Annotated in this window: 13 protein-coding genes; 8 read left to right on the top strand and 5 right to left on the bottom strand. The window is 70.5% G+C overall.

Going from position 1 to position 12,375, the window contains the following annotated elements:
* Nucleotides 1–76 precede the first annotated feature (76 nt).
* The 4 genes from PSH03_RS18945 to PSH03_RS18930 form a co-directional block, all read right to left on the bottom strand.
* Entirely contained in the window at nt 77–2,116 is a 2,040-nt protein-coding gene (locus tag PSH03_RS18945; protein ID WP_238689927.1) for a hypothetical protein, read from the bottom strand.
* Between the two features lie 155 nt (nt 2,117–2,271).
* Nucleotides 2,272–2,418 carry a hypothetical protein gene (locus tag PSH03_RS18940; protein WP_167337290.1) on the bottom strand — a complete coding sequence of 49 codons (147 nt, stop codon included), beginning with the start codon at nt 2,416–2,418 and terminating at the stop codon, nt 2,272–2,274.
* A 133-nt stretch (nt 2,419–2,551) separates the two neighbouring features.
* On the bottom strand, nt 2,552–3,193 hold the full coding sequence (locus PSH03_RS18935; RefSeq protein ID WP_238689926.1) for a GNAT family N-acetyltransferase: 642 nt from the start codon (nt 3,191–3,193) through the stop codon (nt 2,552–2,554).
* A gap of 254 nt (nt 3,194–3,447) precedes the next feature.
* Nucleotides 3,448–4,662, bottom strand: a complete 1,215-nt coding sequence (locus PSH03_RS18930; RefSeq protein WP_238689925.1) for a cellulose-binding domain-containing protein — start codon at nt 4,660–4,662, stop codon at nt 3,448–3,450.
* A 413-nt stretch (nt 4,663–5,075) separates the two neighbouring features.
* Here PSH03_RS18930 and PSH03_RS18925 point away from each other — a divergent pair, with 413 nt between their 5' ends.
* The 3 genes from PSH03_RS18925 (at nt 5,076) to PSH03_RS18915 (ending at nt 8,564) form a co-directional block, all read left to right on the top strand.
* Nucleotides 5,076–5,675 carry a hypothetical protein gene (locus PSH03_RS18925; RefSeq protein WP_238689924.1) on the top strand — a complete coding sequence of 200 codons (600 nt, stop codon included), beginning with the start codon at nt 5,076–5,078 and terminating at the stop codon, nt 5,673–5,675.
* 215 nt (nt 5,676–5,890) lie between these two features.
* A complete protein-coding gene (locus PSH03_RS18920) occupies nt 5,891–6,244 on the top strand; it encodes a VOC family protein (protein WP_210783576.1) in 354 nt (117 codons plus the stop codon).
* 190 nt (nt 6,245–6,434) lie between these two features.
* Nucleotides 6,435–8,564, top strand: coding sequence for a ThuA domain-containing protein (locus PSH03_RS18915; RefSeq protein WP_308194388.1), 2,130 nt, complete (start codon nt 6,435–6,437; stop codon nt 8,562–8,564).
* A gap of 21 nt (nt 8,565–8,585) precedes the next feature.
* Here the strand turns inward: PSH03_RS18915 and PSH03_RS18905 are convergent, their stop codons facing one another.
* Nucleotides 8,586–9,062 carry an RrF2 family transcriptional regulator gene (locus PSH03_RS18905; RefSeq protein ID WP_238689923.1) on the bottom strand — a complete coding sequence of 159 codons (477 nt, stop codon included), beginning with the start codon at nt 9,060–9,062 and terminating at the stop codon, nt 8,586–8,588.
* 110 nt (nt 9,063–9,172) lie between these two features.
* Between PSH03_RS18905 and PSH03_RS18900 the strand changes: the two genes are divergently transcribed.
* From PSH03_RS18900 to PSH03_RS18880, 5 genes are all read left to right on the top strand, one after another.
* On the top strand, nt 9,173–9,640 hold the full coding sequence (locus tag PSH03_RS18900) for a cupin domain-containing protein (protein WP_210783580.1): 468 nt from the start codon (nt 9,173–9,175) through the stop codon (nt 9,638–9,640).
* Between the two features lie 468 nt (nt 9,641–10,108).
* Nucleotides 10,109–11,044: a hypothetical protein gene (locus tag PSH03_RS18895; protein ID WP_210783583.1), complete on the top strand. Its 936-nt coding sequence runs from the start codon at nt 10,109–10,111 to the stop codon at nt 11,042–11,044.
* Complete coding sequence (locus PSH03_RS18890) at nt 11,041–11,568, top strand: hypothetical protein (RefSeq protein ID WP_210783585.1); 528 nt, start codon at nt 11,041–11,043, stop codon at nt 11,566–11,568. Before PSH03_RS18895 ends, PSH03_RS18890 begins: the two co-directional genes overlap by 4 nt.
* Complete coding sequence (locus tag PSH03_RS18885) at nt 11,565–12,104, top strand: hypothetical protein (RefSeq protein WP_210783587.1); 540 nt, start codon at nt 11,565–11,567, stop codon at nt 12,102–12,104. The genes PSH03_RS18890 and PSH03_RS18885 overlap by 4 nt, the downstream gene beginning before the upstream one ends.
* Nucleotides 12,105–12,161: 57 nt before the next feature.
* Complete coding sequence (locus PSH03_RS18880; RefSeq protein WP_210783756.1) at nt 12,162–12,299, top strand: hypothetical protein; 138 nt, start codon at nt 12,162–12,164, stop codon at nt 12,297–12,299.
* Nucleotides 12,300–12,375: the final 76 nt, after the last annotated feature.

The following is a 12,375-nucleotide window of genomic DNA, read 5'->3' as shown; positions in this document are numbered from 1 at the left end:
CGCTGCTGACCCGGCTCGGCGTTTCCCCGGCGGGGCGCTGGCACGGCCAGCGCCCCGCTTCGTCCCGAGTCTTGCGTCACGGGCAGGGTGTCCGTCCGCAGACGTCGACGACCTTGCCGGTGAGCAGGAAGACCGCCTTCTGTTTCTGGGCTCCGGCCTGGGCGCGGGGGAACTCGTGCGGATCGTCGCCGTGCTCCGGTCCGGCCGGGGCGAGGTTGGTCGGGGGCGGCGCGTACGCCGCGCCGCTGTTCCAGATCACGATCGCCGAGCCGGTGTACGGGTAGCGGCGGATCGGCGTGATGCCCCAGTACGGCCGCACGTCCAGCGACCAGCCGTCGGCGAGAGCGGGAGTGTGCAGGCGCGCGCCGATGGTGCGCGCCTGCACCTCCGCCGCGGCGGGCGAGACCTGCTGGTCGCCGAAGGCCACGTGCATCAGCACCTGGTGCGCCGGGGTGCGCGGGAGTGGCCGGTCGGTCATGTGCTGGGCGTACCCGTTGGCCTCGGACCGGTCCCACAACATCTGCAGCAGCGCGAGGACCAGCTGTTGGTCGGCAGTGTCCGGGTAGTAGCCGTCGAGCACCGTCTGGAACGGCGCGAAGTCCACGCTGCGTTGCAGCAGCGTGGAGTAGTTCATCGCCGGTACGCCGAGCACCGACCGGGTCCAGTCCTGGGCGATGGCGGTGAGGGCACCTCCGTTGATGCCGCCCTGGCTGTTGCCGTCGTAGTGCAGCCCACCGACGCGATTGATCAGCGGCCGGGCGGTGTCGTCCCGAAACGCCGGATGCGCGGCGAACCCAGCCGGGTGGATCATCGCGCGACCCAGGAAGAGGAAGTTCAGGAGACTCTGCTGCAACCGGTCCGCCACCGCGGGAAAGACGCTGAGGTCGGTGAAAGCGTTGGCCACGAAGGGAACGTCGGCGGCGGCCATGCCGATCCAACTGGTCGCGCAGAAGGTGAAGTTGTGGGTGTTCGACATCGTCCTGACGTTGCCGGCGTTGATCTCGGTCGGTCGGCCGAGCAGTCCGTGGCCGTAGAGCGAGAGATGAGCCGGCCGCGCGGCCGAGGCGCTGCGCGGAATGTTGCAGACGAAGTCCGCCGCCACCGTCGCGCCGGACGGCGTGGGCACTGCGTTCGGTGTGGGTGGCGTCCCGGCGCCGCCGGCCGGCCCGTAGTGCAGGCGGGAGCCCGGCCCGCCGTCGCCGGTCAGATAGGACGGTACGCCGATGGTGCCGGTCACCTGCCGGGCGATCAGCGGATCCTGCTCCGGCGAATAGTCGGTGACCATGTTGACGGTGACCGACGGCGCGGCTCGGCCGAGGTCGGCGAACGCGTCGTCCCGGACCGCCAGCATCCGCCCGGTCAACCCGTGCCGGCTGGCCACCGTGAAGTCCCAGGCCAGGTAGAGGCTGTGCCGCTTGACGCCGGTCCGGCTCAGCTCGGCGACGATCCGCCTCAGTTGCGTTCCCCGAGCGTCCCGCTGCCTGAGGCCGGCACTCGTCACGTACGCCGTGAACGCCTTCGGCGCCGGAATCAACGCCCCGTTGCCGTCCCGCAGACCGCGCAACCCGACGACGTAGCGGGTGCCCTCGGTCAGCGCCACCGCAGGCCGGATGATCAGCAGCTGCCGGTCGGGCTGGCCGGCGGCGTACGCGTCCAGCTCGGCCCAGTACGGCGTGCGCTCACCGGTGCGGGTGTTGAGCAGCACGATCGGCGCGTTCGGCGCCAGCGAGCGGCCGATGTCGGTGACCGGCGCGATCCCGCTCGCCGCGGCGTCGAGACCGGGTACGCGCACCAGGATCGGTGAGCCCGGACTGAACCCGTCCTGCCGGTTCCACTCCGTCGGGTCGATCGGGGTGCCCTGCACGTTGGCGGGCATCGCGGCGGCGGCGAACCGCACCCGCTTGCCGGTGGCGCTGCTCCGGTCCGGCACTGTGAAGTAGTCGTTCGGAAACGGCAGCAGGCAGGCGGTCGGGTCGATCGGGTCGCAGGACGGATGCCCGGCCGGGGCGGGAGTCGTTGGCGGTGCGGCAGGGGCCGCCGTGCCGAGCAGGACGGTGCCTGCTGCCACCAGCACGGACACGGCGAGACGGAGCCCTCTGGAGGTGGTCACACGCATCTCCTTCGACGCTGGACGGCGGATCGACGGGTGGTGTTCTTCCTACGCGTATGAAAGAGACTCAGCAAGCGAACAAACTCGCGGCCGGTGGCCGGGCAGCCCGATCACGCTCTGGCTGCCGGCCACCGGCCGCATCGACGACGACTGACGGAAGATCAGTCGGTGATCACCGGCCAGGCGTAGGCGAGCAGGGCGCAGGCGGCGCCCAGAAGCGCGAGCGAGACACCCCTCGTGGGCAGCGGCAGAGCAGCGAGCACGATCAGGATGACGGCGACAACGTAGAGAAATGCCTGGACCGACATGGTGCTCTCCTCGATCAGGGGAAACGAGCGGCTGACTTCATCCGCCGGGATGCCCCCAGGGGTGATCTCGGAAACCCTCCTTCCGATCACGGTTTGGCCCACAGTGGTACGTGCGGATCGTCCGGTGCGGCGCCTACGTCGGGAGAAGAAGCGCTTCGGCACCCACCGGTCGAAAGCCCGCCGCTTGGAAGGCGCGCACACTTCGCGCGTTGCCGGCGGCCTGCTGGGCCCAGACCGGCTGACCGTGGGGCACCAGATGTCGGGCGGCGGTCGCCAGCGCCCGCCCCAGGCCCCGGTGACGCCGCTCGTCGTCGACCTCGATCGCCGCCTCCCAACGGCCGGCCACCCCGCGGCCGAGCACGACCACCCCACCCTCGGCGGCCCAGACACGGATGTCGTCACGACGCCGACGCGACCTGACCTCGCGAGGATGATCCGCGTCCACCAGCTCAGTCAGTTGCAACGGAGGCGGCCCGTCAAGGCAACTCGCGACGGTCAGCAGGTCGATCGTGTCCATCGAGCGCCGGGTGCGGTCGAGCAGCGCACCCAGGAAACGCGGATTCATCGTGGCAGCCAGGGGGTCGCAGTCGACGGTGGCCAGCGTACGACGTACCCACTGGGGATCTTCGCCGGTGAACACCACCGAGTGTCCGGTGAACGCGATGACTCCGGCGTCGCGGCGGCTCGGCTGCGGCACCACCGTGGTCCCGCCGTCCGACGGCGGGAAACGACCCTGCGCCGCCGCGTCCAGGATGTCGGCCAACGTGCGGTCCATTGTCGCCTCTCCTCGGTCCCCGACCGCACGGCTGTCGAGGGCGGACGTGGGCAATGCGCTCCCGCCCCTTGCCACCGCGCGGACCAAACAGTGTCCAGACATCCTCCCGGGTGAGGTGAGCAACTGGGTGCCCGCCGTGTCGTGAATGAGAACAATGACGACCAGGGGTGTGACCCGGTTTCCGGGTCACACCCTTGGCACATTCACGGATCTGGGGGGCACCGCTGACGGCCCCCGCCCACGACCCCGACGGGTCAGCAGCCGATCCGGCTGGACCCCAGAGCGACGTCGTCGTACCAGAGGGTGTCGGCTCCGCCGCCGTAGCTCTCCCAGCCCAGCTTCAGGTCGGTGAGCTGCGGCCGCCAGGTGCGGTTGTACCACTGGCCGTCGATGTCGTGCGTGGGTGCGCCGTCAGCGGTCAGCCCGGGGATGGCGGTGCCGTCCACCCAGGTACGCAGCTGACCGGCCGCACCGTCCACCATGAACTCGACGCAGGTCCACCGGTTGGTGGGCAACGGCAGGCTCTGCGCCACCCCGGCCGGACTCTGCTCGGGCAGGGTCGCGTCGTCGGAGGCGCGGTTCCACTGCAACGCGCCGTTCTGGCCACCCAACCGCAGGTCCTTGTTGCCGTCGGCGGCGTCGGCCATGGCGATCATCGTGGTGTGTTCGGTGGGTTGGGCGGTGGTGTGCCGGACCCAGATCCGGCCGTACCGGAGGTTGCCCACGCTGCCGAGGTTCTTCGTGGATCTGACGAAGACGTGGTTGCAGTACCCGGCGGCGCCGTTGATCCGGACCGACCGACTGCCGCTGTGCGTGATCGCCGTGTCGATGGTGGCGGCACCGGCGCCGGAACAGTCCGGGCTCACCACGGCCCAGTCACCGGAGGGCGTCGAACCGGTCTGGCCCTCGAAGCCGTCGCAGAGCGCCGCGCCAGCACACGCAGTCGGCGGCTCGGTGGTGGGCGGCGGGGTGGTCGGCGGCGGCGTCGTCGGCGGAGGCGTGGTGGGTGGCGGCGTCGTCGGCGGCGGGGTGGTCGGCGGCGGCGTGGCGCCGTTGCACGCTACGCCGTTCAGGCTGAACCCGGTCGGCGCGCCACCACTGGAGCCGTACGTGCCCTGCAACCCGAACTCGGTGGAGCCGCCCGCCGGGATGCTGCCGTTGTACGACGCGTTGCGGGCGGTCACCGTCGATCCGGACTGGCTGACCGTGGCATTCCAGCCACTGGTGACCCGCTCGTCCCCGGCGTACGTCCAGGCGACGGTCCAACTGGAGACGGCCGCGTCCCCCGGGGAGACCTTGACGGTGGCGGTGAATCCGCCGGGCCACTGGTTGGGCGTGTAGTCGACCCGGCAACCCTGGGCGGCTGCGGCCGGGCCGCTGAGCACGGCCGCTCCGGTGGTGGTCGCGGCGGCGGCCAGCGCGGCGGCGACCACCAGGGTCGCGGCGGGGCGGGCACGGAAAATCGTCATGAACGGTCCTTCTGCCATCGAGCTGAGCGGAGACGGCACGGCGGCGCGTCCTGGACGGACGCGGCGCGACAACGTGCCCTGGATGCGGCGCGGCGGTGCGCCACAGCGACCGGTCGCGCGTACGACCGAAATGCCCGGCTCGGGGTGGACCTGTCAGCCGCCGACGGCCCGGTCCCCCGGACCCCGGCGGCGCCCACCCTCAATCTATTGACGATCGCCTATTGAATCAAGCTTCGGAATTCCGGGTTTCGCCCGGACGGCCCCGCGCCTGCGCGCTCTCCCGCAAGCGAGGTCCGGTGTCCCAGGCGCGAGGGAGTGGTTCCCCCCGTGAAGGGGATCACTCCTGCTCCCAGTTGGTCGACCGTAAAGGCATCGCAGGGCCGCGGTGCCGCGGCCAGATTGGGAGGACGACGATGCGCAGAACACTCGGATGGGGCATGGCCGCAGCGGCGATGGCAGTCGCGGCGGCGACGCCGGCCGGGGCGGCGGACCATCGACCGGCGCGGGTGACCGGATCGGCGGAGTTCGTCCTGCCGTACGGGCAGGACGGCGACGTGCAAGCGTTCACCTTCGACGCCCGGTCGGCGCCGTACAGCCGCCCGCTCCCGATTCCGAGAGGGGAGAACGGCACCCCGGCGGACGCGGCGGGGACGGTGCGAGTCTCACACTGGCTGGCCGCAGCCGACATCACCGTACGGTGGGAAGCGTCGGTGGACTGCATGATCACCAGCCCGGGTCACGCGACCCTGACCGGCATCGTCACCCGCGCCGACCAGATGGCCAATGATCTCGTCGGTAAGCGGGTCGGATTCAGCGTGCAGGACGGCGGGCGCGGCGGCGACCGGGTCGGCTTCACCTGGTCAGCCAGCATGGACCAGGACGAGGAAGGCCAGTGGGGCCCAGCCCGAATCGGTACGTGCCTCGCACCGGCGGCGTTCGCCACGGTGACTCGCGGCAACTTCACAGTGCGGCACGCCGAACTGACGGCACCGCCGGAGGACGAGCGACAGTGACCACGCCGCGACAAGGGAAAGATGTTCCGGGGCCCGTGTCGATCCGTGGGCCGCTCGTTCGACGTGGGGATGCTGGGGCCGGGAGACGGCCCCGTCGGATCAGTTCTCGGCACCGCTCAGGTCGTCGGTGGTGATCACGCCGCCACGACTCACCACGGCAGGTGCGGTGTCAGGCGGATAATCACAGGTCCCAATCGAGTGAGCTGGAGGCCCACATGCGCGTCATCCGCATTCTGCCCAACCTTCCGGTGGCTGACGTCAGCGCCGCCAAGGGCTTCTACACCGACTTTCTCGGTTTGAGCACGGAGGCGTTCAACCTGGGTTGGGTAGCCCGTTACACCTCGCCCGACCCCGACGTGGCCGTGCAGCTCGTCTCCGGCGACGCGACCGCACCCGAGGACTCGGTCATCAGCGTGCAGGTGGACGACGTGGACGGCGCCTATGCCGAGGCGCAGCGGCTCGGCCATGAGATCGTGCACCCGCTCACCACCGAGCCGTGGGGCGTGCGACGGTTCTTCGTCCGCGACCCGGACGGCAACGTCATCAACGTGGCGGCGCACCGTTCCTGAGGCGATCCGGACAATCCCGAGGGATTGACCCTTACCGGCGGGCCGATGTTAACTGCATATCAACGATGTGGATCGATGTTCATCCGGTTGGCGCCAAGCCGGCCTGGTGGCACCGCTCCGCGTCGTCTCGACATCGCCCTCGTTTCGGCGGACGCGGGCACATCGGGCACTTCCTCACAAGGAGCCCTGCATGCGCAGACGCGCCATCAGCACGCTCGCCGCCGCCGTCGTCGCCGGACTCACGCTCGCCGCCGGGGCGGTGACGGTGGCCTCGAGCCCGGCCGAGGCCGCACCGTTGGCCAAGGTCCTGGTGTTCTCCAAGACCGCCGGCTTCCGCCACTCCTCCATCCCCAACGGCATCGCCGCCATCCAGCAGCTCGGCGCGGCCAACGGCTTCACCGTCACCGCCACCGAGGACGCGGCGACCTTCACCACTGCCAATCTCGCCCAGTACCAGGCGGTGGTCTTCCTCAGCACCACCGGCGACGTGCTCAACGCCGGTCAGCAGGGTGCGTTCGAGGCGTACGTCGCCGCCGGCGGCGGTTTCGTCGGTGTGCACGCCGCCGCCGACACCGAGTACGACTGGCAGTGGTACGGCGGGCTGGTCGGCGGGTACTTCGCCTCGCACCCGGCCACCCAGCAGGCGACCGTGCGAGTCGAGGACCGCTCCAACGCCTCGACCGCGCACCTGCCGTCGACCTGGACCCGCACCGACGAGTGGTACAACTACCGGACCAACCCCCGCTCGGCGGTCAAGGTGCTGGCCAGCCTCGACGAGTTGTCGTACACCGGTGGGTCGATGGGTGGTGACCACCCGATCACCTGGTGCCACAGCTATGGCGGCGGACGCTCCTGGTACACCGGCCTCGGCCACACCGAGCAGAGCTACGCCGACCCCAACTTCACCCGGATGCTGCTGGGCGGCATCCAGGTGGCGGCCGGGGCGGTGGCGGCCGACTGCCGGCCGGAGCCCGGCTACACCCCGCTGTTCGACGGCAGCCAGGCCAGCCTCGGGCAGTGGCGGCAGGCGGGGCCGGGCGGCTTCACTGTGGCCGACGGCACCCTCACGTCGAACGGTGGCATGGGGTTGCTCTGGTACCCGGTGCGCACCTTCGCCAACTACTCACTCAAGGTCGACTGGATGATGCCGGGCGACGACAACGGTGGGGTCTTCATCGGGTTCCCCGATCCGCAGGGCGACCCGTGGGGCCCGGTCGCCGCCGGTCACGAGATCCAGATCGACGCCACCGACGGCGACCCGACGCGCACCACCGGCAGCGTCTACAGCTTCCAGGCACCCGACCAGGCCACCCGCGCGGCGGCGCTCAACCCGCCCGGCTCCTGGAACACCTACGAGATCGGCGTGCACGGCCAGCGGGTCGAGATCTGGCTCAACGGCGTCAAGATCAACGATTACGTCAGCAGCCGGGCCATCGCCAACGGCTACATCGGGTTGCAGAACGACGGCGCCGGGATGGACATCAACTACCGCAACGTACGGATCAAGACCGACGGTCCGAGTGAGCCGCCCGCCACCGACCTGGCCCAGGGCCGGCCGGTGGCGGCGTCCAGCGTGGAGCCGGGCAGCGCGCACGCGGCAGCCAACGCGGTGGACGGCAACACGACCACCCGCTGGGGCAGCGCGTACGCCGACCCGCAGTGGATCACCGTCGACCTGGGAGCCCCGTACGCGATCAACCGGGTTCGGCTGGCCTGGGAGACGGCCCACGCGCGGGCATACCAGGTGCAGGTGTCGCCGGACAACGTCACCTGGTCGCCCGTGCACACCACGACCGCCGGAGACGGCGGCGTCGACGACCTCACTGTCAACGGCACCGGCCGTTACCTGCGGGTGTACGGCACCCAACGCGCCACCCAGTGGGGCTACTCGCTGTGGGACCTCAACGTCTACGGCACCGCCGCCGGTGGCACACTGCTCTCCCGGGGCAAGCCGGTCACCGCTTCCAGTGTCGAGCCGGGCAGCGCGCACGCGGCGGCCAACGCCGTGGACGGCAACACGACCACCCGCTGGGGCAGCGCGTACGCCGACCCGCAGTGGATCTCGGTGGACCTCGGCGCGCCCCGCACGCTCGACCGGGTTCGGCTGACCTGGGAGGCGGCGTACGCGCGGGCGTACCAGATCCAGGTCTCCCCGGACAACGTCACCTGGTCGTCGGTGCACACCACGGCCACCGGCGACGGCGGTGTGGACGACATCGCCATCTCGGCCACCGGCCGCTATCTGCGCGTGCAGGGCACCCAGCGGGCCCTGCCCGCGTACGGCTACTCGCTGTGGGAGCTGGAGGTGCACGGCCGCTGACCGCGGGCCGGAACACGCTACCTAGCGCAGTTCCGAGATCCTGGCGCGGGTGTTGGCCGGCGCTTCGGGGTGCCCGCGCTCGACATCGGCCCGGACGTCAGCGACGGTCTTGCCGGCCAACTCCCGCCGCCAGGCCAGGTCGGCGCCCCGCATCGCCTGGGCGAACGCGCAGGACTGTCGATAGTCGACGCCCGCGTGTTCGCCCGGGCCCTTGCGGAGGATCTGGTCGCACTGGAACAGCTCCTCCGGGCCCTCGATCGCGGCCACGATGTCCAGCAGAGAGATCGCCGCCGGGGTCCGGGCCAGCTGGAAGCCGCCGCGTGGCCCCGAGGTCGACGTGAGGATCCCGGCCCGGGCCAGGGCCTGGAGCTGCTTGTTCAGGTACGCCGGCGGCAGCTCGTAGTAGGCGGCGAGGGTGCTGGTCGGCACCGGGGCGTCCAGCCAGCTCAGGTTCAGGCACGTGTGGAGGGCCCATTCGACACCCTGACTCATCCTCATGATCCTGGACTTTACATGTCCAGGATTTGTGACGCAGGACATGATCGCTGGTGTCGACCGATTCTGGACATCTAGTGTCCAGGAATCGACGGACGACGAAGGAGCCGACAATGACTTTGGTACGCGCAGCCCAGGCCGAGGTTCTCGACAGCGATCCGGCCAGCGTGATCACGCTGCTCCTCGACCCCGAGCACACCGGCGGCACCCTGACCAGCAACCGCACCCTGCTCAGGCACGGCACCGACGGTGCGCCGCCGCACCTGCACACCCACTCCGGTGAGCTGTTCTTCATTCTCGACGGCGCCCTCGAGATGCTCGTCGACGACGAATTGCACACCCTGCACAAGGGAGACGCGCTCTTCGTCCCGCCGAACACCCCACACGCCTTCGCCCCCGCCGACGGCCAGGACGCCGACTTCCTCGTCGTGATCACCCCCGGCAAGCCCCGGTTCGACTACTACCGGCTGCTCGACAAGGTGCACCAGGGCGAAGCCACCTGGCAGGACGTCGGCGAAACCCAGGACCGCTACGACAACCACTACGTGGACAGCCCGTTGTGGGCCGACCGACGCAGCTGACCGGCGCGACGACGATCGTGCCGCGATCATCGCGGCCGGGACACAGTGTCAGCCGCGCGGCACGCCAGCTACCGGTTTGCCACCGAGGAAGTCCTCCTCACGTCGACGTACCGGATCGCGACCCTGGCGAACGACTTCTTCGCCAAGAACGCCACCCCGGCTTCACGGCGCTGTTCGACGCGCGCAGGCAGGACCGCAGCCTGTACAACGGCGGTGACGCGCTCTGGCCCTACCTGGAGGAGGCGTCGCCGGTCCGCCCGCCCGCGCTGAACCGGGCGACCCCGGCGCCGTCCCACTAGGCCGAACCGATCGGGTGCGGGCGGGCGGCCGGGCACCGCCCGCACCCGAGCCCGGGCTGAGCGATAGAGCGCACACCCGGGCTCAGCTTCCGGCCCGTCCCCCAGCGGAGGGAGCGCCTCCCCTTTCGTCGGGGAGGAGAATTGATTCGCAGCCGGCGATCGTTGGTCCATGGCTGTCGTTGAAGTACCGACCCGCACCAGACAGTGGGCGCTGGCGTGTGCCGTGTTCGTCGTCACTGCGATGGCTCAGCGGCTCTACTGGATCGCAGGTGGCCGGTGGGGGTACACCGCCTGCGATCGCACCGATCTGGTAGATCCGGCGGGCGGGTGCGGTGCGGACCAGGTCGTGGCGTTGCCGTTCTGGTCAGGGTGGGGAGCGGTGGGAGTCGGCGTCGCCCTCGCGGTGGTGCTCGCGTGCACGGTCCGGATGCCCGGCAGCTGGACGACCACCGGCAGCTGGGCTGCGGCCGCGCTGCTCCTGGTGGTCGCGTTCCCCCTGCACCTGCTTTTCGAGATCCCGGCGGCGCTGGCGGGGCGGCCCTCGGACTGGCGTGACCTCGGAGCCCGGCTGGCGCTGGTGGCCGGTGGCGTCCTGTTCGCCGGGCTCGCGAACACCTCCGGGCCCCGGCGTGGACCGGTCGCCGTCGGCTACCGGCCGGTGCCGCGGTGGACACGCCGCTGGGCGTACGTCGCCGTCGCGCTGCCGGTGGTCGGCTGGGCCGTGCCCCACGCGCTGTGGGTGCTCGGCGTCCCGGTCGGCATTTCCGAGCGGGAACTGAACGACATCGAGCAGAACCTCTCCACGCCGACCGGTGTCGCGATCACGCTCGTCCCGCCGCTCGCCGGCCTGCTCGTGCTCGGGCTGGTGCGGCGGTGGGGGCAGCAGTTTCCGCGCTGGGTGCCGGGACTGCACGGTCGACAGGTCCCCCGACGGCTGGCGGTGATCCCGGCCGGCGTGGTGGCACTCACGCTGGTCACCTACGGCGTGCTGAGCATCGCGGTGCTCGTCGGCGAACTGCTCACAGGTGACACCCGCTGGTCCGACGTGTGGGACGGGTGGGCCGACGCCGCCATGACCGACCTCCCAGGATCGGAGCACCCATGAGCCCCACCGACTCCGCCCGCGTCGAAACCGCCGCCCCGCCGGCCTGGGCGATCTGGGCCGCCTACGCCGTCCCGCTCTGCGTCCTGCCGTCCGCGCTCTGGCGACTGTCGTTGGTGTTCGCCGACGATGGCACCACGCACCGGTACATGGTCTTCCTGTCCGCGTTGTCGATGGGACTGGCCCTGTTGACACTCGGGCTGGTGCACCGGTGGGGACAGCGAGTTCCGCACTGGGTGCCCCGCATCGGAGGCCGTTGCATCCCGGCGCGTCCGGTCGTGCGCATCGCATTGACCGGCGGCTGGTTGCTCGTCGCCATCTGCGTGTACCTCCTCCTGAACCACAGGTTCCATCTCGTGCAGAGCGGCTGGGTGGGCATCGGAGAGGACGAACCGGTGCACCCGACCCCCGGATGGGAGGTGCTCCGCTACTACGCCCCCCTGCTCGCGTGGGGGCCGCTCGTCATCGCCGTGGCCGTCAACCACGGCCGACGCGCAGCCAGGGTTCGAAGAATGGAGAAACCATGAAAATCCGCAGGTTGCTTGTCGCCCTGCTCGCCGGGGTCGTGACAGTAGTCGGTGCCCCGGTGTCGGCGCAGGCCGACGACCAGGACCCACCCGAGGTGCCCGCCACGCCGGGTGCGTGGATCGCCGGCCTCGGCGGGTTCGTCTACAACGAGCCCGGGTTGGTCGATCATCAGATCCGGTTCGGCGTCCTGGGCTGGGTCGACCGCCACGGGACAGGCCACGGCGTGTTCCACTTCCGACACGCGAGGCCCGACGGGAGTGTGGCGAGCGAGGGACAGGCCGAGGTGACGTGCGTCAGCGTGGTGGGCGACACCGCACTGGTAACCGCTGTCGTCCCGGAGGGCGGCAGCCCAATGGTCAACCACGTCTTCGCTATCAAGATCATTGAGGGCGGTCCGGGTCGAGCCGACCAGATCGAGACGCTCCAGGCCGGCGGCGATCCGACCAGACCCGCCAAGCGGTACTGCATCGACACCGCGCCGTTCAACCTTTCCCGCTACCCGGTCCGACCCGGCGGCTACGCGTTCGGGTCGTGACGTTCCACAGCGATATCACGCCTGCGGGAGCGGGGAGTCCGGTCCTATCCTTGCGCGGTGTCGTACGCCGATCTCACTTTCGCGCAGTGGAACAACCTCTCCGATGGTGCCGCGCGCCGCCTCGCCGAGGAGATCGCCGACCGGCACGGTCTGACCGTGCCGGTCGGCCTTCAGGACACGGTGTACCCGGCCTGAGGACGACGGCTGCGGATGCGTGGGTACGCCGACGAGATCCTGACCCGGCCCGTCCTTGAGCTGAGCTGAGCAGCGC

The sequence above is a fragment of the Micromonospora salmantinae genome (assembly GCF_022230905.1).
Taxonomy (GTDB): Bacteria; Actinomycetota; Actinomycetes; order Mycobacteriales; family Micromonosporaceae; genus Micromonospora; species Micromonospora salmantinae.
This window is presented reverse-complemented; position numbering and strand designations above follow the sequence as displayed.

What these genes read in the sequence shown, in the direction of transcription:
- PSH03_RS18920 (WP_210783576.1), top strand. Translation starts at nt 5,891, where the DNA reads ATGCGCGTCATCCGCATTCTGCCCAACCTTCCGGTGGCTGACGTCAGC.
- PSH03_RS18930 (WP_238689925.1), bottom strand. Translation starts at nt 4,662, where the DNA reads ATGACGATTTTCCGTGCCCGCCCCGCCGCGACCCTGGTGGTCGCCGCC.
- PSH03_RS18925 (WP_238689924.1), top strand. Translation starts at nt 5,076, where the DNA reads ATGCGCAGAACACTCGGATGGGGCATGGCCGCAGCGGCGATGGCAGTC.
- PSH03_RS18915 (WP_308194388.1), top strand. Translation starts at nt 6,435, where the DNA reads ATGCGCAGACGCGCCATCAGCACGCTCGCCGCCGCCGTCGTCGCCGGA.
- PSH03_RS18890 (WP_210783585.1), top strand. Translation starts at nt 11,041, where the DNA reads ATGAGCCCCACCGACTCCGCCCGCGTCGAAACCGCCGCCCCGCCGGCC.
- PSH03_RS18905 (WP_238689923.1), bottom strand. Translation starts at nt 9,062, where the DNA reads ATGAGGATGAGTCAGGGTGTCGAATGGGCCCTCCACACGTGCCTGAAC.
- PSH03_RS18940 (WP_167337290.1), bottom strand. Translation starts at nt 2,418, where the DNA reads ATGTCGGTCCAGGCATTTCTCTACGTTGTCGCCGTCATCCTGATCGTG.
- PSH03_RS18900 (WP_210783580.1), top strand. Translation starts at nt 9,173, where the DNA reads ATGACTTTGGTACGCGCAGCCCAGGCCGAGGTTCTCGACAGCGATCCG.
- PSH03_RS18945 (WP_238689927.1), bottom strand. Translation starts at nt 2,116, where the DNA reads ATGCGTGTGACCACCTCCAGAGGGCTCCGTCTCGCCGTGTCCGTGCTG.
- PSH03_RS18885 (WP_210783587.1), top strand. Translation starts at nt 11,565, where the DNA reads ATGAAAATCCGCAGGTTGCTTGTCGCCCTGCTCGCCGGGGTCGTGACA.
- PSH03_RS18935 (WP_238689926.1), bottom strand. Translation starts at nt 3,193, where the DNA reads ATGGACCGCACGTTGGCCGACATCCTGGACGCGGCGGCGCAGGGTCGT.
- PSH03_RS18895 (WP_210783583.1), top strand. Translation starts at nt 10,109, where the DNA reads ATGGCTGTCGTTGAAGTACCGACCCGCACCAGACAGTGGGCGCTGGCG.